Source organism: Acetobacter nitrogenifigens DSM 23921 = NBRC 105050 (genome assembly GCF_000429165.1).
Lineage (GTDB): Bacteria > Pseudomonadota > Alphaproteobacteria > Acetobacterales > Acetobacteraceae > Acetobacter > Acetobacter nitrogenifigens.
Window position 1 is genome coordinate 146,550 of the sequence record NZ_AUBI01000001.1, and the last position, 22,493, is coordinate 169,042.

The following is a 22,493-nucleotide window of genomic DNA, read 5'->3' on the forward strand; positions in this document are numbered from 1 at the left end:
CACGACGCCCGACATCACGAAAACGATCAAGCGCAAAGCTCTATAATTCCCAGTGGTTTGAATTCTTAATCTACGAAGGGCATTGTATAGAGGAGCACCCTTACCTACCGGATTTTTCATGGCGGTAATTCACTGCATGTTTTCCAAGACCTTCTGGATGGCTTTAGCACTTCCTCTCGTCGTCTCTGCCTGTGCAGATAACGGTCGGTGCGTAATCTCCAGCGTGGGGGATCTGACAGTCATGAATGACCGGGGTTCACCCATTGTCAGCTCCACCGTCAACGGCCATCCGGTCGCGTTCATCGTCGATACTGGCGCCCGTTTCAGTAGTGTCTGGCCCGGTCAGGTAGAGAAACTGGGTCTCAACAGCCAGGCTGGCACGGTTCGGTTGCAAGGCACAGGAGGAATGACTTTTGCTGGCGTCGCGACTGCCGACACGCTCGGGCTAGGCAGCGCCACAGCCTCTGACGTTTCGTTCGTTACCGCCGGAAATCTTTTTGACGGGCGCACAATTAACGGTTTACCTGTCGTCGGCCTTCTCGGAGCGGATTTCCTCCACGGCTACGACGTCGTCATCGATCTCCCGAATCATCGCATCAATCTCTACTCCATCGACGGATGTCCGGACGCTCACCCAGGCTGGCAGGGACGATTTTACAAGGTAAAAGTCAGTCATGCATGGAACGACGAAACAAAAACTGTCGTGCAAATCAAACTCAATGGTCACTCGATAGACGCGTTTCTCGACAGCGGCGCCCGCAGCACCTTGATTTCACGAGACGACGCCCGTGAAGCAGGTGTAAAAAAAGACGATCTGCGCCTCGATAAAAAAGGGCTAGGTTACGGTATAGATGACGAAAAAACTGTTCGTTATCTGCATCATTTTGATAGTCTTGACGTGGGTCCATTCCACTTTACGCACCCGGCTCTCGGCGTAGGCGAAACTGAAAATAGCCTTTTGGGCGCCGAATTTTTACGTCACCATCGGGTCTGGATTCCACGCCATGCCAATTGGATCTTTATGCAGCCTGCCGAATCCCTTCCTCAAATCGTCACACAACCAACGGATTTACATCTGATGCCCTCATCGCCCCAGAAAGGATCGTAATTTCGATCAAAAACAGTCGGCGGACATGTATCAAGAAAGAAAATCCTTTTAAACAGTAGAAATTAATTCTGATCTTCACAAATTAAATACATACCACCAAGCATAACATAGGCGCAGCGCACAATCAAAAATATATCAGAGACATTTACTCAACAAACACTGCCTTTATTTCTATTCGAATAAAAATAAAATATACGTGTAAACAATCGCCACCCAACCCTAAACACAAGATGTAATGCCGCCATCCACATATAAAATGTGTCCATTAACGAAGCTGGAGGCGTCAGAGCACAAAAACACCGCTGCTCCGACCAGTTCCTCAACTCGCCCCCAACGGCCAGCAGGCGTGCGTTTTTCCAGCCAACTCGTAAAATCGCCATCCTGGACCAAAGCTGAATTCATCTCCGTCGCAAAATAACCGGGGGCGAGGCCGTTTATCTGCAACCCATGCTTTGCCCAATCTGTCGCCATACCTTTTGTCAGCATCTTCACCGCACCTTTGGTCGCGGCGTAAGGCGCAATACCGGTTCTGGCAAGCTCGCTTTGCACAGAACAAATATTGACAATTTTTCCTTTCCCGCGCGCGATCATATGCCGCGCAACGGCCTGACCTACATAAAGAACGCTATCAACATTGACCGCCTTCAGTTGCGTCCAGGCATCTTCCGGAAAGTCCTCAAGTGGCGCACGATATTGCATGCCAGCGTTATTAATCAGGATATCAATCGGACCAATCGATTGGTTTATATCCTCGACCGCCTGTCGAACCTCGCCGCTGTCTCCAACATCAAACACACGCACGTGGGCGTTGACGCCAAGGTCGGCGAGACTGGCCCTTGCAGTCTCCAGCCGACGTTTATCACGGCCGTTCAGAATCACCGTGGCGCCATGAGCGGCCAGCCCTCGCGCAAGCGTAAAACCTATACCCGCAGAAGAGCCCGTGATCAGCGCAAGACGGTCTTTCAGAGAAAACAGCGATGGCCCAATCATGTCGAAACCTCTTTCATTCGAAATAATCCACGACCTATGCTATCGGACGTAATCGAGCGGGATAACGAATGCCGAAAACACTTCAGCCAACATAATAGACCAGAACTGCGTTAAAAATCGTCAAACTTCAAAAAGCCCCGTAAAAGCCTTACACGCCAAAGAACTTGACCTTCTCCATCATAGCGCTTATCGGCTTTTTTTTCGTAACGCCCTGGAAATTATGTTAAAATCGGGTAACGCGCCTCTATATCCAAAGCATTCTGATCAAAGAGCGTCAACGACTAGCAGTAATCATTTATGAAAACTGCACACGCGGAATTAATATTCACAGTTGCACTGCTATCCGTCACCGACGTCGCTTCTACGCGCTTCGGGCGCTATAAGCTCATAGACCGACTAAGTTCAGCCAGACGGTTGCCGTCAGATCAGGGCTTTCTCGCGATAATCAGTTGACTCTTCGGCAAAAGATTATCCAACGCGTGTTTCACGTCCACGCCACCCGGCAAATCAAGAAGCTGACGCCAGAACTTTTCCCACGCATGCATTAGCGGATGAGACACGTCTCCCAGTGAGGATTCCGTTTTCCAAAACAATCCCCACCAGATACTCCAGAAAAATCCGTAAGTATCTGTTTCCAGAATTTCGAGACCGCTTCCCCTCGCCAATTCGACGAATTCCTCAACCTCAAAAATACGGATATGATTCGGCTTCTGAAAATACTCCGGTGGCGCCAATTCCTTTTGAAGCGTTTCGCTAGAAGGATGAGGACAAGACAGCAAGTATAACGCGCCTGGTCGGCCGATCCTGACCAGTTCCGCCATTACAGTCTTTGGGTCATCTACATGCTCCAGAACTTCCGTGCAGACAACACGGGAAACCGACCCGTCAGCCAGCGGCAATGGAGCGCAATCGCTGACGAAGCTTTTTACATATGCGTCTCCGATCGGATGAACGCGCGCCGTGGCTTTCTCTATCGAAGCAGAATCAATATCGACCAATATCACGCTGGCGCCCGTCCGGGCGCAGAACGCTGCGTTTGATCCATCCCCGCATCCAACATCAGCAACGACGTCATCAACTCCGACAGGGAAGCCTCTAAATAGTTCTCCCGTTTTCGGTTGAAACCAACCTCGAAGAGCCGCATCAGTAAGACCCACCAGCGGATCGCCAGCCGAGGGAGAATCCTCTTGCGAAGACGCTCCGTGTGAGCCTGAACAGGTAGCGTTTACGTCCCCTTTCTGCAGGGAAGGCGCCTTTGTGGCGCCAGACGACTGCGGTTTCGCAGTCAGCCATGAAATCAGACGTCGTCGCACGTTCATCTCGTAATCTCCATCGCATGAGGCACGAACGACGCTGCCAGGCGCCGTCCATGGTTACGAAGCGGCATTTCGACAAATCTATAATTTAGTTCAGCCAACCCAAATGTCAGCGCTACGCCGGACAACACTATCCCGACGGCGGCTACCCGGCCTGGCGTTTCACGCCCGGCAAATCTAAACCATGTTTCGTGCACAAAAAAATAGGACGGCACATGAACGAGATATAGGGAATAAGACCTTGCTGCGACGTAGAGAAGCCACGGGCGGGAGCTGTCATATGGCCACAAATAATCCCTGTTGTAAGACGCAGCCCATACCAGCACAGCGCAAAGCACTGAAATCGGACCCATCCGAAAGCTGACGATATGCAAGGCGCTTGTTCCCAACGCTATGAGCATGAGGACACATCCAAAGAGCAAAATGGGACCGAATATACGCCGGGAAGCCAGCCCAGTCGGTTCGCACATCCGCCATGTGTCGTGCATCGACCATTGCGCTAGCAGGACACCGGCGGCAATGGCCCCCACTCGCAGCATCATATCGAGCGGCATGCTCATGGCACGGAACGACGACACGACCAGAATAGCCATCGGGAGCCAGGTGAAACGACGAAAAATTACGATCAACAGGGGAAGCGTCAGGTAGAACTGCTCCTCAAGCGACAGACTCCATTGAACGAACGCAGCGCCTACACCGTGCTGACCATAAATCCAGGCCATGCGAAAATTGGCCAAATCGAGAACGCCAGCGACCAAGCCTTCAAAATTAGCGCTCACCGATCCAAAAGCACCGCTTCGATTGTAAACAATCGAAAGAAGAAGCGCCGCGAAAAGCCATAACCAGGCGGAAGGCAACAGGCGCCAGACGCGACGTATCCAAAACCGAATCGCTACATCTGCAAAAATCCGTGCATCACGAATGCTGACCAATCGCGGCAATAAAGGCCTGGCGATGACATACCCTGAAATGGCGAAAAATATGTCGACGCCAGTCCAAAACCCGCCGTTTAATAACCAGCCGCGTGCTATTCGCGCATCCCAAAACAACAGATTTATTTGCGAATGCTCGATCAACACCATAGTAACCGCCAAGGCGCGTAATACGTCGAGGTCCCTAACCCTGCTACCCAGGTCAGGCTGCGTTGCGTCCGGCTTGACCACAATCCGACGGGAGACAACGCTCATGACGCAAGCGAGGCCTCCAATCGCGCTGGAGTTGTCTCAAAAAGAAATGCTTTGAATTTCTGTAGCACCACCGCGCGTGAACAGTGTTCACCTAGCTTGCGGTAAGCGCTTTCCGACATGCGCGCATATCGCTCAGGATCATTTTTGGCGACATCATAGCTTTCGCAATAAGCCTTCATAAGCGATTCATAATTCAGGCGGTACCGTCTGGTGCGAAAAACCCCGCGAGGATCGTGCGGCCAGCGGGCGCACTCGAAATTTGACGCCACGATGAAGGCGTTATCCGCGTCAACGTAATCTTCCATAGCGGTGTGATCCGGCGCTACCGCCGGTTTGCCCATGCTCATATATTCCATCAAAGGGAGGCACTGCCCTTCGCCTGTCGAGGTATTCACCGTGAAATCAGTAATTTCAGCCAACTTGAGGTAATCGTCGTCCGACAGGAAGCCGTCAATTAGAACCACTCGGCACCTGAAAGGGGAAAGCTTCGCCAATTCCTCGAGCATCGCGCCAATTGCATCCCCGCAATCGCGGTGAGTCAGCTTCAATACTAAAACCGCGTCATCGACCTCACGAAACGCCCAACAAAAAGCGCCAATCATGTCAAACCAGTTCTTCCGACCATCGGTCGGACAAAGCACCGACGTATAGATAACGCCATCCAGCGCCAGTTCACGGTCGGTGTTCCGGTCGCCTGCATCCGCAGGTAACGACGCACGCCCCTGCTCTCTCCGGCGCACCGAACTGTATATTGCAAGATCAATCTTTCGGCTGTCGAATATCCTGCCGCGAACCGTTAATGTCGATCCGCTCCCGTATCTCCGGCCAGTAAAATACGGGGCGAAACTGTCCCAAACGGGTGACGGCAACGCGATAACCGGATAATCATCGCCCATGGCGGCCCGAACCGTCCGAACCGTGTGATTGGAGTGCGTGATCGCGCGTCCCGCGAGCGACAACACATATCGCCAATCCTGTTTGGGATCATTGTCCCATATTTCGTTCGGAATCGTGTCGAATTCCCAAGCGAAAATGGGAATAAAGGGGCACAGCAAAGGAACGAAGGTCTTGTGGGGCGGGGCGAAACTGAGCAGAACGCATTCCTCCCCCCTGGAGTGAATATTCTTCCAAACCAAATCAGCCTCACTGTCTGGATTGGTCATCGGAAAAACAATTGACCCCTCCTCCAGCAAGGAACGAAATTCTTTCTGGACAAAGTAATAGCTATACTCTGGAAGCCCTAGATTACTCGCGATCGAGCTGCGATCCGTATCCGAATATGACAAATAAATCATGCGGCGATCTTTCTACGCTCTGAGAAAACGACCTTCAGAACATCCCTGATTTTCCTCGAAACTACATCGTCAGATGAGAACTGACGCATCTCCTGGCGCGCTGCTCGCGACATATGCCTGTATATTTCTGGTTCCGTCGTGATCGTCCGGAAACTGTCGTTGAAAGCATCGACCAGTGATCCCCAGTCCAGACGGTGTCGCATGGTTTGATACAGGTCTCGCGGATCATGCGGCCACACGTTCTGCTCAAGGCTGGACTTCAGTATAAATGCATTATTTGAAGATATATAATCAGCCATTGCGGTATGCTGCGGCGCGATAACGGGAACGCCCAAACTCATTGCCTCAACCAGCGGCAAGCACAGACCTTCACCAGACGACGTATTTACGTAAAAAGTCGCATGGCGATACAGGGTATGAATCATTTCGTCTGGCAAAAAGCCGCACAGGACGACGACCTGACACTTCATCGGAGAAAATTCTCTCAAAAACAATTTGATTTCCGATTCTGGAGCCAACTCCCGCGGGCATGACATTTTCAAAACCAACGTTGCATTCGGTTCGTCACGAAACGTCCAACAGAAACCGGTCAACAAATCTTGCCAGTTTTTACGCCCATCACGCGGATTCAAAATAGACAGGTACACGACGCCGTGCAGCGCGAATGTGGTTGTTGGAGACATCGAATGAGACTGATCCACCTGCGAAAGTGAATGGAGATCGTCGGCATTCTTATCTGATTGGTCGGTTGTAATCTCTGACGGGGCCACTTTATCGCCCTGCGTTTCGATCTTTCCTGTTTTCGTCCCTTCGCCGGCTGCTGGCAAATCTTGCATCGTGCGCAAGTGGCCCCCGTGACCCAAATTTCCAGCAAGGGCGACATGATCCACATCAGAATGGACAGGAACTATCGATCTGGAGGCTTTGTAGAGCGCTTGACCGGACTCTGATAGCAATCGTGCAAGCGGCTTCGGGGTCAGAGGGCGTATCCAACGCCGATACACGTCAAGAAACGTGCGAAAACAACGCACTGAGATCCCGTACGCCGCGCCCCTCATGCTGAGGGGCAACGACAATTCGCCGCTCGACGCTACACGCGGGCCCTTTTCTGATTTTGTATCGACAACGGCTACAGCGCCCTCGCCTGCAGATGTTTGCGCGGCATCAGAATCTGCCGCTGCCTCGTCTTTCTTCCCGGCGGCCTCGACCAAGAAACGGGAAGAGTCGCACGCTTCTTCATTTAACAGTTCTGTGTTCGTTGCTGCACTATCGGCCTCATGAGGCAGCCCGTATGTAAATACCTGATTTTTGGGCGCAATAATTTCTGGCTGAAGCGCCATTTCAGCCGCCATCTGGACGCCATCGAATGTTGGAGCCGGAACTGCAAATGCAGGGTAGTCGGCGCCCATTAGTTCGCGGATCAAATCAGCGGTATGACTCGACAACGCAATAACGGCGTCAACATGGCGAAATACATAGCTCCAGTCAGTTCGGGGATCATCGTCCCATTGCTGACACGGCAAGGTCGAAAATTCCCAAGCCATGACCACCACCGTAGGGCAACCTGAAATTAATGGCACACGATGCGGAGGACTAAAGCAAAAAAACACGCAAGCTTCTCCGCGCGCAGCACACGCCCGGTAGATCTCAGGGACATCTTCTTCTGGCCGCTCTATCGCAACCAAATCCCCGAAATGCTCAAGGACTCGATAAAACTCTCGAGAGGCATAAAAATAACTGTATTCAGCGCTGCCTATTTTCGGACCGATATTTGCGTCGCTGAAACCCGAGTAGACCAGTATTTTTGTCATGTGCTGAGTCACCCTCCGGAGAGCGATCTTCGTATTTTCCGCCAAACTAACGTTCAACAGACATCGTGATCAACGGAAATTTTCCACTCCCGTAGAACCCATCGGAAAGCGAAGCGCCGCCGTGGTTGAAACGCAGTATCCGAGAGATCGTTTGGTATTATTTTTCGATCTGAAAATAGACGTCCACCGGTATGGTGAAAGGGTTGCCCACCCGCTTATTATTTACCTTGAACACGTGCGTATTTTGCTACGCAAATCAGATTTTCCTGATGCAAAAGCAACGACTAAAGACGCGCGCCAGCGTTTCGCAACAATAAGACGGTATCCATTGGTCGAGGTCCGCGGCTTTTACATCTGCCGCCGATACTATTTCCTGAAGAGTCGGCCAGGTTGGTGTTGCGTAAACTCCGACGGAGCGGACTACCGCTTCTCCTTGACAAACCGCCAACCTAATCAGGACTCTATATGAGCCCTTGTGTTCAATGAATAAATATCGACGCCAGCAGAACCAGCACCAGTCCTGACACGGAGATCAAAGTCTCCAGAACAGACCACGTCTTGATGGTCTGTGGCACCGTGAGGCCAAGATATTCCTTGATCTGCCAGAAACCTGCGTCGTTCATGGGGCCAAAAGCCACAGATCCTGCGCCGGTCACCAGCACCATCAAAGACGGGGAAACCCCTGTTGCATGCGCAAGGATGGGACCAACCACTCCGGACGAAGTCGCCATCGCAACTGTCGCGGAGCCGCAGGCGACCCGAACGATTGCGGCAAGGGCCCACGCCAGGACCAGCAACGGCATGTGAGCGCCAAGAGCCGCGTCCGTGATCGCCTTCGATACGCCGCTATCGACCAGAACGCGCCCAAACCCACCGCCTGCGCCAATCAGCAGCATAATCAGTGCAGTAGGAGCAAGAGACTCATTGGTGAACCGCAGGACCGTTTCTCTCGAGAAACCCCGAGCCCGGCCGAGAACCCAGAATGACAGCACCGTAGCAACGAGAAGAGCAATGTCGGTATTTCCGAGGAATTTCAGGACCGTATTGAACGTCCCTCCCGGCACCGACAAAGCATCGGCCGCCGAACCGATCAGCATGAGCACGACCGGGCACAATATCGTGAAGACGGTAATAAAAAACCCGGGAAGGTTGGTGGGCGGTTCCGCGCTCACGAACTGCGCGACCAGCGGGTTTTCTTCGGTCAACTGCACGCGCGACGCAGCAAAACGCCCGAACAGCGGCCCGGCGATGATCGCGATGGGCGTGCCTATGATCACCCCCAGCACGATCGTCTGTCCGATGCTGGCGTGATAGGCACCCATAGCCAGCAGCGCCGCCGGATGTGGCGGGATCAGCGCATGTGTCACCGACAACGCTGCGCCCATCGGCAACGCCACCCGCAGCAGGGGCGTTTTAGTTCGCTCGGAAAGCACGAACACCAACGGGATGAGCAGGACGAAACCGACCTCAAAAAAAACAGGCAAACCGATCAACAGGCCGATGACCATCATCGCCCAGTCCACCCGCTCGCGGCCCGCCATTTCGGAAATCGTCAAGGCTATCCGGTCGGCGCCGCCCGATTCCGCCAACATTTTGCCGAGCATCGTGCCAAGCGCGATTACGGTGCCGACATGGCCGAGCACGTGCCCCGCCCCGGCCTCGAACGATCCCACGGCCTTGTCCGGCGGCATTCCGGCGATGATGGCAAGCGCTACAGACGCGCCGAACAGGGCGATGAACGGGTTCAGACGCAGCCGCGCGATCAGGACGATGACTGTCAGGATCGCAAGCGTCGCTAGCGAAATGGCGAAAATGGCGCTCATCCAGGGAAATCCTTTTTGTTGTTAAGCCCTGGCTCGACCGACGAGCGGTCGCAATTATCCGTGGCGACGCAATCGTCAGATCGCAGCCGCCAACACAGTTTCCGTTATTCGACGGTCACGGATTTGGCCAGATTCCGGGGCTGGTCGACGTCAGTCCCCTTCAGCAACGCCGTCTCATAAGCCAAAATCTGAACGGCTATAGTTTGAATGATCGGCGTGACAAAAGGATGGACATGCGGCAGCGCAATGGTCCGCTCCGCAATTGCGTTCAACCTATGCGCGCTCCGTTCATCGGTGAAGGCGAGCAAACGTCCGCCACGAGCCTTCGCTTCCTGAAGATTGGACAGCGTCTTCTCGAACAATGCGCCGGACGGAATCGTCGCCACGATCGGCACGGTCTTGTCGATCAGGGAGATCGGCCCGTGCTTCATCTCGCCAGCCGCATAAGCCTCTGCGTGAATGTAAGAAATTTCCTTTAACTTCAGCGCGCCTTCCATGGCGACCGGATAGGCGCTCCCGCGCCCGAGATACAGCACGTCCCTCGCCTCAGCCACGACCGAGGCCATGGCCCGGATATCGTCGCCAAATGAGAAAATCTCGGCAGCGCGGCTCGGAAGGTCCAGCAGCGCCGAGACCAGCTCCTCTTCCTGAGCATCGCCGAGGACTCCGCCGGCGCGCGCCACCCCGATGGTCAGGCAGGCGAGCACGGTCAACTGCGCCGTAAACGCCTTGGTGGACGCCACTGATATTTCCGGCCCCGCCACCGTGCCCAGCACGGCGTCGCTCTCGCGCGCCATGGTGCTGTGCTCGGCGTTCAGGATGGAGAGCACCGGTAGGCCCGCATTTCGCAGCGAGCGCAGGGCCGCAAGCGTGTCCGCCGTCTCTCCCGATTGGGAAATCAGCAGACCGAGGGAGCCAGCCTCCAGCGGCGGATCGCGATAGCGAAGCTCGCTCGCCACGTCGATATCGACCGGCAGCCGCGCGATCTCCTCCAGCCAGTAACGTCCGACCATTCCAGCATAAAAGGCCGAGCCACAGGCGGTGATCACGCAACGGCGAATGGCGCCAATATCGCAGGGCATGTCCGGCAGCACGACTTTACGCGTCGCAGGGTCAATCATGCGCTGAAGAGTCTGCCCGATCACCAGCGGATGCTCGTGCAGTTCCTTTTCCATATAGTGCCGGTAGCCGTCCTTGCCGATCACTCCGGCGACGAGCGCCGTCGTCTGCACCGCGCGCTCGACGGGATCGCCCTTATCGTCGAAGAACTCGGCTCCGGAGCGCGTGACCACCACGCGATCCCCGTCCTCAAGGTAGGCAATCCGCCGCGTCAACGGCGCAAGAGCCAGACTGTCGGAGCCGAGAAACATTTCACCGTCGCCATATCCGACGGCCAGAGGCGCCCCGTGACGAGCGCCGATCAGCAGTCCCTCCTGATCAGCGAAAATCATCGCAAGGGCGTATGCGCCCTCTAACCGGCTGATCGCAGCGAAAGCGGCCTCGCGCGGCGATTGATCTTCCGAAAGGTAATGATCGACGAGGCGCGCGATGGTTTCGCTGTCGGTCTCGGTCTCGAACCTGTGGCCGAGTTGCTCCAGTTCACGGCGTAGCGTCTCGAAGTTCTCGATGATGCCGTTATGAACGATGGCGACGCGGGCGGTGCCATGTGGGTGTGCGTTGTTTTCCGTCGGCGCGCCATGCGTCGCCCAGCGCGTATGGCCGATGGCCGTCGTGCCGAACAGCGGGCGCTCCCGAAGCGTCTCGCCGAGATTGCCCAGCTTGCCTGCGGCGCGTCGACGCTCGATCCTGCCTTCGTCCAGCGTTGCGATGCCAGCCGAATCATACCCGCGATATTCTAGCCGTCGCAGCCCCTCGAACACGATTGGGGCCGCCTGATTATGTCCTACGACGCCACATATGCCGCACATCAGCCCTGCCCCTTCTTCGCCGCAAGCTTGTTGCGAAACCGGGTCGCCCAACCCGGTTTCGTTGTCTGTGCCGAACGGGCGATCGCCATCGCGCCGCCTTCGACGTCCTGCGTAATCACGCTGCCTGCGGCGATCATCGCATCATCGCCAATGCTTACCGGCGCCACGAGTATGGAGTCGGAACCGACGAACACGTTCGCGCCGATGGTGGTGCGGTGCTTGAAGACGCCGTCATAGTTGCAGGTGATCGTCCCTGCCCCGACATTCGTCCGCGCGCCGACGCTGGAATCACCCAGATAGGTCAGATGATTGGCTTTCGCTCCATCGCCGAGCGTCGTCGCCTTCAACTCGACGAAATTGCCGACATGCGCCCCACGTCCAAGCGTCGTGCCCGGACGCAGGCGCGCATACGGTCCCACCAGAGATCCGGCTCCGACTTCGCAGCCCTCCAGATGGCTGAACGCACGAATTTCCGCGCCGCCGCGCACCGTAACGCCCGGCCCGAAAACAACGTTCGGCTGCACCGTCACGTCAGGCTCGATTACCGTATCGAACGAGAAGAAAACCGTCTCGGGCGCGAGCAGCGTGACCCCGCCTTCCATCGCCAAACGACGCAGGCGCGACTGCACCGCCGCCTCGGCCTCGGCCAGTTCGACGCGGGAATTGACGCCCCGAAGTTCCGCCTCCGGAGCCTCCACCACGCGGACGGCGCCGCCATCGGCACGAGCGATGGACACGACGTCCGTCAGGTAAAACTCACGCTTGGCGTTGTCGTCGCGAACGGCGTGAAGCCACGCGCGAAACGGCCCTGCGGCTGCGCACAGCACGCCCGCGTTACAGAGATCGATCGCACGTTCGTCTGCGCTTGCATCTGACCATTCGACGATGCGTTCAACCAGTCCGTCATCCCCGACGACGACGCGACCATAACGGGCCGGATCTTTCGGCCTCATGGCGAGCAACGCGAGGTCGGCGCCGCCGTTTCGCCGCGTCTCGACCAGTCTGCGCAAGGTCTCCGGTGTGATCAGCGGATTGTCCGCATAAAGCACTGCAACGTCGCCCTCGCCGAACAGCGCCTCCGCCTGCAACGCGGCGTGCGCCGTTCCCAGACGATCGTGCTGCACAACCGTCGCATGCGGGGCCGCGAGGCGCTCGACGTCCTCCATGCCCGGACCGACCACGACGACGATGCGGTCGAAGACCTCCGCCGCGCTTGCGATCAGATGGGCGAGCATCGGCCTGCCCGCGAGGGGCTGCATGGCCTTCGGCATAGCCGATTTCATACGCGTGCCAAGGCCCGCGGCGAGGAGTACGGCGGTGGACGCCGCAGGAGAAGAAGAGGCGCTCATGATAGTCCTCGCGGTAAGGCAGCGCCCGGACAGTGTCAAACGCAGCAGCTGTTTTCCGTAGTCACTTCACGTTACGCTGCTTTTCGACGCAGGGACGGTTGCCTGCGACTGTATGGAGAACTGGTCATGACTGGCGGCGGGCGGCTTGTTGTTTTCGATCTCGACGGCACGTTGATCGACTCCCTTCCCGATATGGCCGCTGCGGTCGAGGATCTTCTGAACAGCTACGGCATGCCCTCGCCCGACGCCGCCGCAGTGCGAACAATGATCGGAGATGGCGTGGCCGCCCTGGTCGAACGCGCGCTCGCGTGGAGCGAATCCCGGAACCCTGAAGCGCCTCCGGCCATCGATCGAGTTGAGGCGACGTCGCGTTTCATGGCGCTCTACAGCCCGCGAGCGACAAAACTGTCCCAGCCATTTCCGAGAACCCGGGCCGTTCTGGAACTGCTGCGAAAGCACGACTGGAATCTCGCCGTATGCACGAACAAGCCGGAAGCCGCTGCGCGAACTATTCTGGAGGAATTCGAATTGGCCCCGCTGTTCGACGCCATCGGCGGCGGAGACTCGTTCCCGACACGCAAGCCCGACCCCGGGCATCTGCTCGGCGTCATCGATCGCGCAGGCGGAACCGCTCATCGAACGGTGATGGTGGGCGATCACGCGAATGACATACGCGCGGCCGCCGGCGCCGGAACGTCGTCGATCTTCGCCGAGTGGGGCTATTGTAGCATTGATTCCGGCGCCGGGGCCACGTACTGCGCGACGAAGATCGACGACGTTCCGGCGGCGGCAACTGACATCGAGGCGCGCTGGCTCCCGACGTGACATGCCCGGGATAAAGCTCGCTTATTCAAACCGCCTGACGCACGTCAGGCTTTAGCGCGCACATTTCGTGCTCAACCATTCCACGTCAAAGGTAGCCGGTGGACCAGCGAGCAGGTCCTGGCCCGACACATTACCCAATAATCATCTGACTAGTTTCGGTGGATCGTTTAGCAGAGCCGTCATATGCCCCACCTTCGGATGCTCCATTTCGACCCGCACCACCGTTGGGCCGAAACCCTTGATGTCTTCGATCCACATCGAACCGCCATGCGGCTCACGCAGTGACTTGTTCTGACTGTCGACGATGAAGCCAGCCACCTGCTGCCCCACGAAGTCGCACCGCAAGGCCGGGGCGCTCCACTCCTTTCGGACCTTCGGCGCGACCTGCATCCCGGCTGTCCGGAGAGTCATGCGCGTCAGGCGCAGACCGTCATATATCCTGAACACGCCGTCACAGGTTCCGCTCTTACGCACCTGAGCGAGTGACTTCATCATGGCGGTCAGCAAATCCACGGCGCCACGCCGCGCGTCTTCTGGAACCGGCTCACGACGCGGCTCAGGCGGGCTGACCAGAACGACGTGCGGATCTCCGGCCGGATAGTCGATGACCACATGCCTTAACGCATCGCGGCTCCACCCTGCGTTGTCATAAGCCGTTGGACGCACGACGCCGTCCACCACATCGCCACGCGCAAAGGCATGAATGTTCATATGAACGAACACGGCCAGAAGGCCGCCGGCGCGAACGGATGTGGAGACCTCAAACTTGTGGTCGGTCAGCAGAAAATCCGTCGTGACGTCCATGACGGACAGCCAATGCGAGTAGATCGTGTAACTCAATGAGGTGTGAGCGTCGGGAGCCGGAGACCACGTCGGAGCAGCCGCGCTGACCGTCGCCGCATCTGACGAATCATCCGCTGACGCCGGGAGCGGCCCGAGAATGGCAGTGGCAAGACCTATTGCGGCGACCACTCCAAAGAGTCGCGGCTTTATGGACGTGGCGGCCTGCGCAATCGTCGTCGTCTCTCTCTTCATTGCCGATAATCACAGCACGACCTGCGCCATTGCGACAAGCGCGCCGAAGAAGAGATCACCGCTGCCTGTAGCCCATCCGGGCGGAAAGCGTCGCCGCTGTTGAAATCGAAAGTCGCGCCAGAAGCGGCGCGTCACGCTCCGCGTCGACGCCCTTCGGCTGGCTTAAACCCAGCCCTGCTACGACAGAACCGTCGGCCGCCCTCACCGCTGCAGCGAAACACCAGACGCCGTGGTGGATCTGTTCATTATCGACCGCGTAGCCTCGCTCCCGAACTTCACGAATCTGTTCAAGGACCTCCGCCGGGCTACGCGCTCCATGAGAGGTCAATGGCGCAGGCCATGTCGAGGTCGGATAGAGCGCAAGCCATTCGCGAAACCGCCCGGTCTCCATGGCGGAGAGCTGCGCCATTCCCACGGCCGTATAGACTGCTGGCAAGCGCATTCCGACAGCGTAGTGCACGCCCAAACCTCGCTCGCTGGTCCTGCTGGCGAGGTACACTACCTCGCTCCCCTCCAGGATACTCAGGCTGACCGTATATGCAGCAAGCTCGGGCGACGCGCCTATGATCTGATGGAACGCGCCGACGAGGTCATGTCGCCCACCAGCCTGCTCAGCCCAGTCCAGCAGCCTTCCGCCAAGCCGGTATCCCATATGCGCCGAGCCTTGCGCGGCTTCCAGAAGTCCGAGTTCCACCATCGTGTTGATCAGACCGTGGGTCGAACTGCGCGGCAGAGACAATTCACGCGCGATATCGGCGGCGCTGGGCGGAAGATCCCGCCGCCCAACCATGTCGAGAATTTTCACCGCGCGGCGTAACGCAGGAACCGAGTCGCTTTCCCGCCCGGAAGACGACTGAGACTCACTTACCGGAGAGCGCATTGTTTCGTCCTTGACGGGCATCATCCGAATCGCCTATATCCGACATACGGGATCGTGTTCAACATAATGAACAACAATAATATGAACGCGGTCTCGTTTTCCGCGCCGAGACAACATCCAGCGCCGCCCCCGCATTAAAATAAACCACGCCGCAGTCCGCAGCTTGCGCCCGGACTGTAGTCGGCCGTCCCCAAGCTACGCCTGACGCCGTTACTTAATGACAAGCCCTATCTGCTTGATATCGTGGAATTTCAGATCGGGATTCATTTCCTCGGTCCGCCGCATCATGAAGTTCGAACTCGCGAGATAGACCGGATCGCCGTCGAGATCCTCCGCCAGCGATGAACGGTTCATCTCGGCGAAAATCTCCAGCTTCGCACGATCTCCCGTAATCCAGCGCGCCAGCGAGAACGGCGTGGAATCGAATCCGATGGAAACGCCATACTCGCCCTTCAAGCGCGCCTGAAGCACGTCAAGCTGCAGCGTTCCCACGACGCCCACGATCGGTTGGGCGCCGTCCATTGGGCGGAACAGCTGCACCACCCCCTCTTCCGCCAACTCGGTCAAAGCCTGACGCAGTTTCTTCGCCTTCATTGCGTCGTCCAGCCGCACGCGGCGCAGGATTTCCGGCGCAAAATGCGGGACGCCCGTGAATCGCAGGGCCTCGTTCTCCGTCAACGTGTCGCCGATACGCAACGTCCCGTGATTCGGAATGCCGACCACGTCGCCCGCGAACGCCTCCTCCGCCAGCTGCCTGTCGCGCGCGAAGAAGAACTGCGGCGTATGCAGGGCGAAATTCTTGCCCGTCCGCGTGTGGTGCAACCTCATGCCACGAGACAACCTGCCGGAGCAGATTCGCGCGAACGCAATCCGATCACGGTGATTGGGGTCCATATTCGCCTGAATCTTGAACACGAGCGCCGTCATTTCCGGCTCATCGGCCTTCACCACGCGGGTCTCGGTCGCCTGATCACGGGGAGGAGGCCCGAACTCCACCAGAGCGTCCAGAAGATCGGTCACGCCAATCTCCTTCATGGCGCTGCCGAAGAACACAGGCGTCAGATGCCCGGCGTCGAAGGACTCCTTGTCGAATTCAGGCAACGCCGCCTCAACAAGCTCCAGGTCCTCCCCCAGCTGGACCATGCGCGGGTCGGACTGCTCCAGATTCAGTCCGGCAGGACGCACGATCTTTTTCCGCAGGTCATATGTGCCCGCAAACGTGGCCGCACGACCGATAGGCCAGGTCGCCGGGGTCGTGTCCAGCGCCAGCGACGACGAAATTTCGTCCAGGAGCGCAAACGGGTCCTGCGCCTCACGGTCCATCTTGTTGATGAACGTGACGATGGGGATGTCGCGCATACGACAGATCTCGAACAGCTTTCGCGTCCGATCCTCGATGCCCTTCGCCGCGTCGATGACCATCACCGCGGAGTCAACGGCGGTCAGCGTACGATACGTGTCTTCGGAGAAGTCCTCGTGCCCCGGCGTGTCCAGCAGGTTGAACACGCACCCGCCATATTCGAACGTCATGACGGACGTGACGACCGAAATGCCACGATCCCGCTCGATGCCCATCCAGTCAGAACGCGTGCGACGTCTCTCGCCCTTGGCACGTACATTTCCGGCGAGCTGAATGGCGCCGCCCGCGCGCAGGATGCGCTCCGTAAGCGTCGTTTTACCGGCGTCAGGATGGGAGATGATCGCGAAGGTCCGACGGCGCGCGATCGCGTCCCGGATCGCCGGGCTGGAGGAAGCGGCAGTATCCTGGCTGTCGATGGAAGTCTGGGCGTCGGTCATCGGGGGCCATCCTGCGGCGACGGGTCTGCCGAACGCAGACCCCTGAAACGGCGACGCCGGACGGAGAGGCATGCTCTCCGCCCGGCGCCGAATACTCGACCCGACCGCAGTGGCCGGGGTAATCTCTGGGGCGTTCCGTGGGATCAGCGCGAGTAGAACTCGACCACCAGATTCGGCTCCATCTGCACCGGGTACGGCACGTCGGCGAACTTCGGACCGCGCACGAAGGTGCCCTTCATCTGGCGATGATCGGCTTCCATGTACTCAGGAACGTCACGCTCGCCGGTCTGGGCCGCGTCGAGCACCATGGCAAGCTGCTTGGACTTCTCGCGGACCTCGATGACGTCGCCGTCACGGACGAGGAACGAAGGAATGTTCACCTTCTTGCCGTTCACCGTCACGTGGCCGTGGTTGATGAACTGACGGGCGGCGAACGGCGTCATCGCGAACTTCAGGCGGTAGACGACCGCGTCGAGACGACGCTCCAGCAGGTTGATGAGGTTCTCGGACGTGTCGCCTTTGCGACGCACCGCTTCCTCATAGTACTTGCGGAACTGCTTCTCGCTGATGTTGCCGTAGTAGCCCTTCAGCTTCTGCTTCGCCATCAGCTGGACAGAGAAGTCGGAAGGCTTGCTCTTGCGGCGCTGGCCATGCTGGCCCGGACCGTAATCCCGCTTGTTGACCGGCGACTTGGCGCGGCCCCACAGGTTTACGCCAAGGCGGCGATTGATCTTGTACTTGCTCTCAAGGCGCTTGCTCATTTGCGCGCTCTACTCTCTGTTCTCGCTCGACAATCCAGGCTGGCCGGATCATCCGCGGTTGCGCCGGTAGTCCCTGCCCCGGAACGGAGCAGAGCGGGCGCGGCCCGTATTACCGACCCGGGGGAGCATGCACCCACTACGGTCGGCCGGTCCGTCCACATTCCCGGCAATGGGCGGCGCATATAAGATACAGCAGCAGAGCTGTCAACGCACGAGGGCCGCAGCATCGGCCTTAGGCCGCTCCTCATTCTCGTCCAAAATCATCGCGACAATGCCGGGAAATCGACTTTCCAGCTCATCGCCGCGCAAGGAGTTGATGTGCTCCGTTCCCTGCGCCAGCGTCCGCACCACCCCCGCATCCCGTAACACCTTGAAGTGATGTGACATCGTCGAACGTGGTCTGGCGTCGCTAAGTTCAGCGCAATTCTGAGCGCCTCGGCGCGCCAGGCGGCGTACGATCTCCAGACGTATCGGGTCCGATAGCGCCTGGAAGACGTCACGCGCAGATACTGCGCTGATAGGCGGATGTTCGTATCGCACCATATTTTCCTGCGGTATCCCGAACAATTCCATTTCATTCGACGTTAACGCCACAGCGTCAACCGCGCCACATATTCAGCGACGCGCAGAGCACGCAAGCACGCGCCCCTCAGTTCAGGTTCATTATATAACATCAAGAGGCAGGGGTTGTATTTCGAAAATAATCGAACAATGTAAGTCGTGGCTCAACGCCACCCTCTCTGGAAGGATTGACCTTCATGACCACCCTGTTCGACCCAATTCGTATAGGGGCCATAGACGCCCCCAATCGTATCGTGATGTCCCCCCTGACCCGCGCACGGGCGACACGGACGCACGTGCCGACGCCCGTCATGGCGGAGTATTACGCTCAACGCGCCAGCGCGGGCCTTATCATCTCCGAGGCGACAGGCATCAGCCGGCAAGGGCTCGGCTGGCCCTTCGCACCGGGGCTCTGGTCCGACGAGCAGGTCGAGGCATGGAAGCCGGTGACCAAAGCCGTCCATGACAAGGGCGGGCGCATCATTGCGCAACTCTGGCACATGGGCTTTCTCGTCCATCCGTCGGTCACCGGGCAGGATCCCGTCTCGTCATCACCGGGCGCCGCTCCCGGCATGGCGCATACATATGAAGGCAAGCAGCCTTATCCACCCGCCAGAGCGCTGCGGATCGAAGAAATCCCCTCTCTGCTGGAAGACTATGAGCGCGCAGCGCGAAATGCGCGAGCGGCAGGCTTCGACGGCGTGCAGATTCATGCGGCCAATGGCTACCTGCTCGACGAATTTCTGCGCAACGGCGTCAACCACCGCGACGACACATATGGCGGAGCGCCAGAAAACCGTATCCGCCTGCTGCGGGAAGTGACCGAGCGCGTAATCGCCACCATCGGCGCCGACCGTACGAGCGTCAGACTGTCCCCTAACGGGAACAGCCAGGGCGTCGACGACAGCGATCCAGCGGCCGTCTTCCTGCCCGCAGCGAAGATGCTATCGGACCTGGGCATCGCGTCTCTCGGCCTTCGCGAGCCTGGACCCGACGGCACGTTTGGCAGCACGGACGTGCCGAAGCTTTCCCCGCGCATACGCGAGGTCTTCGACGGCGTGCTCATTCTCAATTCCGATTACTCGCCGGAAACCGCGCAGAAAGCACTGGAAAGCGGCGTAGCCGACGCCATCAGCTTCGGCCGACCATTCATCGCCAATCCGGATTTGCCGCGCCGAATCAAGGACGGGCTCCCGCTGGCCGAGGCCGATATGAAGACATGGTATTCGCAGGGACCCGAAGGCTATATCGACTACCCTGCGGTCGAGTGAACGCAGATCGTTTCGCTTTGACGTAGAGCCTCCCGAATGTGAGGCTCGAAACGCAACCGACGGCGCGAGGCCGTCGGTTCACAGCGTCAGGACGGAGCCAGCTCTTCTGAGTCGGCGGCCTGTCCGAGGCGAGATTCGCCCGGCTCATCGCCTTCTTCAGAACCTTGCTCCTGAGACGCTCCGTATGGAACGCGGGTGCGAGCCACACGCTCCTGCCGCTCTTGCTGGGCCTGCTGCACAGCCTGCGTCATCGCATTCAGAATGCGGAAATAGTGTTCGGCATGCTGGAAATAGGCTTCCGCGGTAACCCGGTCGCCGCTGCTGGTCGCGTCACGTCCCAATTGCAGGTACTTTTCGAACAACTGCTGGGCCGTGCCGCGAACGCGCACTTCTGGACCGTTACTGTCGAAGACATGGTTACGGTTCAACGGAACCTGCCCGTTGTGAGTGCGCGCCCCACTTCCGCCGCCATTCCCCCCGGGCCGGTGACGATGGTTACGCATCCGTTTCATATTCATGATGTCGCCACGATGCTTTCCTGTTTGCGAAGATCAGCGCTTTGATGAGCGCATTGTTTCTCTCACGCCGCCTCGCCTACCAGATGTCTAATATTGCCGGCTAAGGCTTGAAGCTGCCTATGGCATGACACCACATAGAGCAACTGCGCTGGGCGCCACCGGACTTAAAGCGTTTTTGCGATCAACGCTCTAAACACCCATTCGGGAGTGTCCGATGTTCCAGAAATTTGATCATAGCGCCACCGAGCGCTCAAGCCAAGTCCTTCGTGAGCGGTTTTCACATTTCCCTTGCGCGACATACCGCCCATTAATCCCACGTCATGAGATCGGAAAAACAACCGGATAATTCGGGGCCAGCGCATATGCGTGAAACTACGTCATTCCGCGTCGCGACGTCTCCGTATCTCACCAAAATCTTCTGAACCGAAAAATAACGACAATACCAGGCGTTGCGCCGATTATTATCCTTTCGTCGGCCGTCACCCAATTTTCGGCTTGAGATCTGCCGCATCTCAAGGCGAACGCCCCAGAACAACCATGCTCCACCAGTTTTTAGTCCGCCCTGACGACCGCAGCTGATCTGCACGAACTCATGCCCCTCAACTGTTTTCTGAAGATGGTGGGCTTCGCTTCGCTCTATTTCGGCGCATCCATCACAAAAAAGCTGACTGCCGTTGGTCGTGCTGCCCCCAATCATTGAACGCCCCAATCTCGTTCAATTGAAAAGGGAAATACTGCCGCTTTGCTCAGACGTTTCTCATCAAACCATGACTCTTGCGTGATTAATTACAGCAATTAAAAATCCAGCGCCTCATGGCAACCAAATCGATCAACCAGAACGACGCCCTGCCGACACGTCGTCTGGGAATGACTCGATAATCTGACTTCCCGTTCAATGATTTCGGCGCAGAGCATCAGTTAAAGCGACCTAGCGGCGTATCGAACGATACGCGTGGCGAATTGAACCCGGAAAATTCATCCGTTAACCGCAGCGATACGTTCCGTCAGGCGTCAACCTGCCCCGGAGCCACGTCCCAACATCACGGCCCGTGGCACGCCCCCCAAATCCCGCCGAACATCAAAAACGGCCAACCCTACCCCTCGGGCGATCGCCGGAACGCTTTCCTCCTGCCCCACGCCGATCTCCAGCACTGCCAGACCATCCGGCGCCAGCAACTCCGTAAGCGCCGGGATAATGCGCCTGTAGTCGTCGAGGCCATCCGCCCCGCCGTCCAGAGCGCTAAACGGTTCGTATCGCCGGACATCGAGCATCAGGGCGTCCAGATCAGGCGTCGGAATATACGGCGGGTTGGACAGCACGACATCGAACTGCCCGCGAACCGATTGCGTCCAGCTCCCCGCCACGAACGCCGCCCGATCATCCAGAGCGTTCCGGGACGCGTTGCGTCGGGCCAAGGCGGCTGCAGCGGGAACCCGATCCAATCCGACGCCAAACGCATGCGGATATTCGCTGAGCACAGCGAGCAGCAGACAGCCCGTACCGCACCCCAGATCAAGGACGTTCGCGACAGCACTTCGGTCGGGGCGCAAATCCAGAACAGCCTCGACCAGCGTTTCGCTGTCGCCACGCGGAATTAAGGTGTCCGGCGTAACTTCGATATCCAGCGTCCAGAACCCCTTGCGCCCTGACAGATGCGCCATGGGTTCCTTCTTCTCACGCCTGCGAACCAGACTCATGAAATCGCCGACCTCTGCGGGAACGGATCGCCCTTGCGCGATCTGCTCCAGCGGCTCGGTCCCAGTAGCCAGTTCAAACAACAGCCGAGCTTCTCTTCGAGGGTCCTCCACGTCCGCCTCCCGGAGAATATCCGCAGCAAGGTTGATCCACTCCCCCACCGTGCGGGCAGTTCCCCCGCCAGTCGTAGCGTCCACCGCGCCAGCCATCGGCTCCCCGGTCATCGAGGATCGTTTCCCGAAGCATTTAGCTGCGACCGACTCATGCTGTTTTGCTCGCTGGGGAGTTCTCCGCCCTCAGGCGTCGGAAAAAGCTGGTCATGTTTACTGTTCAAACAGAGCA

Annotated in this window: 18 protein-coding genes; 3 read left to right on the top strand and 15 right to left on the bottom strand. The window is 57.9% G+C overall.

Annotation, left to right across the window (positions count from 1 at the left end):
• Positions 1–118: 118 nt before the first annotated feature.
• The gene (locus G442_RS20205) at positions 119–1,108 is read left to right on the top strand and encodes a retropepsin-like aspartic protease (RefSeq protein ID WP_051291768.1); all 990 of its coding nucleotides are present in this window, start codon (positions 119–121) and stop codon (positions 1,106–1,108) included.
• Between the two features lie 219 nt (positions 1,109–1,327).
• Here G442_RS20205 and G442_RS0100710 read toward each other — a convergent pair whose 3' ends face one another.
• The 8 genes from G442_RS0100710 to glmU form a co-directional block, all read right to left on the bottom strand.
• The gene (locus G442_RS0100710; RefSeq protein WP_026396437.1) at positions 1,328–2,098 is read right to left on the bottom strand and encodes an SDR family oxidoreductase; all 771 of its coding nucleotides are present in this window, start codon (positions 2,096–2,098) and stop codon (positions 1,328–1,330) included.
• A 425-nt stretch (positions 2,099–2,523) separates the two neighbouring features.
• Positions 2,524–3,255, bottom strand: a complete 732-nt coding sequence (locus tag G442_RS0100715) for a class I SAM-dependent methyltransferase (protein WP_161628305.1) — start codon at positions 3,253–3,255, stop codon at positions 2,524–2,526.
• Between the two features lie 158 nt (positions 3,256–3,413).
• Complete coding sequence (locus tag G442_RS0100720; RefSeq protein WP_084440274.1) at positions 3,414–4,601, bottom strand: acyltransferase family protein; 1,188 nt, start codon at positions 4,599–4,601, stop codon at positions 3,414–3,416.
• A complete protein-coding gene (locus G442_RS0100725; protein WP_026396440.1) occupies positions 4,598–5,896 on the bottom strand; it encodes a glycosyltransferase in 1,299 nt (432 codons plus the stop codon). The genes G442_RS0100720 and G442_RS0100725 overlap by 4 nt, the downstream gene beginning before the upstream one ends.
• Positions 5,893–7,707, bottom strand: coding sequence for a glycosyltransferase (locus G442_RS23755; protein ID WP_084440275.1), 1,815 nt, complete (start codon positions 7,705–7,707; stop codon positions 5,893–5,895). Before G442_RS23755 ends, G442_RS0100725 begins: the two co-directional genes overlap by 4 nt.
• Positions 7,708–8,186: 479 nt before the next feature.
• Positions 8,187–9,530 carry a GntT/GntP/DsdX family permease gene (locus G442_RS0100735; RefSeq protein ID WP_026396442.1) on the bottom strand — a complete coding sequence of 448 codons (1,344 nt, stop codon included), beginning with the start codon at positions 9,528–9,530 and terminating at the stop codon, positions 8,187–8,189.
• A gap of 104 nt (positions 9,531–9,634) precedes the next feature.
• The gene (glmS, locus tag G442_RS0100740; protein ID WP_026396443.1) at positions 9,635–11,458 is read right to left on the bottom strand and encodes a glutamine--fructose-6-phosphate transaminase (isomerizing); all 1,824 of its coding nucleotides are present in this window, start codon (positions 11,456–11,458) and stop codon (positions 9,635–9,637) included.
• A complete protein-coding gene (gene glmU, locus G442_RS0100745; protein WP_035375991.1) occupies positions 11,458–12,807 on the bottom strand; it encodes a bifunctional UDP-N-acetylglucosamine diphosphorylase/glucosamine-1-phosphate N-acetyltransferase GlmU in 1,350 nt (449 codons plus the stop codon). Before glmU ends, glmS begins: the two co-directional genes overlap by 1 nt.
• Positions 12,808–12,933: 126 nt before the next feature.
• On the opposite strand from glmU, the gene G442_RS0100750 reads away from it, so the two are divergent.
• On the top strand, positions 12,934–13,632 hold the full coding sequence (locus tag G442_RS0100750) for an HAD-IA family hydrolase (protein ID WP_026396445.1): 699 nt from the start codon (positions 12,934–12,936) through the stop codon (positions 13,630–13,632).
• Positions 13,633–13,773: 141 nt separating this feature from the next.
• Here G442_RS0100750 and G442_RS0100755 read toward each other — a convergent pair whose 3' ends face one another.
• The 5 genes from G442_RS0100755 to G442_RS0100775 form a co-directional block, all read right to left on the bottom strand.
• Positions 13,774–14,667, bottom strand: coding sequence for a DUF3108 domain-containing protein (locus G442_RS0100755; protein ID WP_051291770.1), 894 nt, complete (start codon positions 14,665–14,667; stop codon positions 13,774–13,776).
• 55 nt (positions 14,668–14,722) lie between these two features.
• Entirely contained in the window at positions 14,723–15,547 is an 825-nt protein-coding gene (locus tag G442_RS0100760) for an IclR family transcriptional regulator (protein ID WP_026396447.1), read from the bottom strand.
• Between the two features lie 210 nt (positions 15,548–15,757).
• Positions 15,758–17,344 (bottom strand): peptide chain release factor 3, encoded by a 1,587-nt coding sequence (locus tag G442_RS0100765; RefSeq protein ID WP_084440312.1) that lies wholly within the window; start codon positions 17,342–17,344, stop codon positions 15,758–15,760.
• 143 nt (positions 17,345–17,487) lie between these two features.
• Entirely contained in the window at positions 17,488–18,105 is a 618-nt protein-coding gene (gene rpsD, locus G442_RS0100770; protein WP_026396449.1) for a 30S ribosomal protein S4, read from the bottom strand.
• 204 nt (positions 18,106–18,309) lie between these two features.
• Positions 18,310–18,648 carry an ArsR/SmtB family transcription factor gene (locus G442_RS0100775; protein WP_026396450.1) on the bottom strand — a complete coding sequence of 113 codons (339 nt, stop codon included), beginning with the start codon at positions 18,646–18,648 and terminating at the stop codon, positions 18,310–18,312.
• A gap of 215 nt (positions 18,649–18,863) precedes the next feature.
• Here G442_RS0100775 and G442_RS0100780 point away from each other — a divergent pair, with 215 nt between their 5' ends.
• The gene (locus G442_RS0100780) at positions 18,864–19,937 is read left to right on the top strand and encodes an alkene reductase (protein WP_026396451.1); all 1,074 of its coding nucleotides are present in this window, start codon (positions 18,864–18,866) and stop codon (positions 19,935–19,937) included.
• Between the two features lie 86 nt (positions 19,938–20,023).
• Here G442_RS0100780 and G442_RS20215 read toward each other — a convergent pair whose 3' ends face one another.
• Together G442_RS20215 and prmC are read right to left on the bottom strand one after the other, a co-directional pair.
• Positions 20,024–20,455, bottom strand: a complete 432-nt coding sequence (locus G442_RS20215) for a DUF4167 domain-containing protein (RefSeq protein ID WP_051291771.1) — start codon at positions 20,453–20,455, stop codon at positions 20,024–20,026.
• Between the two features lie 1,011 nt (positions 20,456–21,466).
• Positions 21,467–22,375 carry a peptide chain release factor N(5)-glutamine methyltransferase gene (gene prmC / locus G442_RS0100795; RefSeq protein ID WP_246789278.1) on the bottom strand — a complete coding sequence of 303 codons (909 nt, stop codon included), beginning with the start codon at positions 22,373–22,375 and terminating at the stop codon, positions 21,467–21,469.
• Positions 22,376–22,493: the final 118 nt, after the last annotated feature.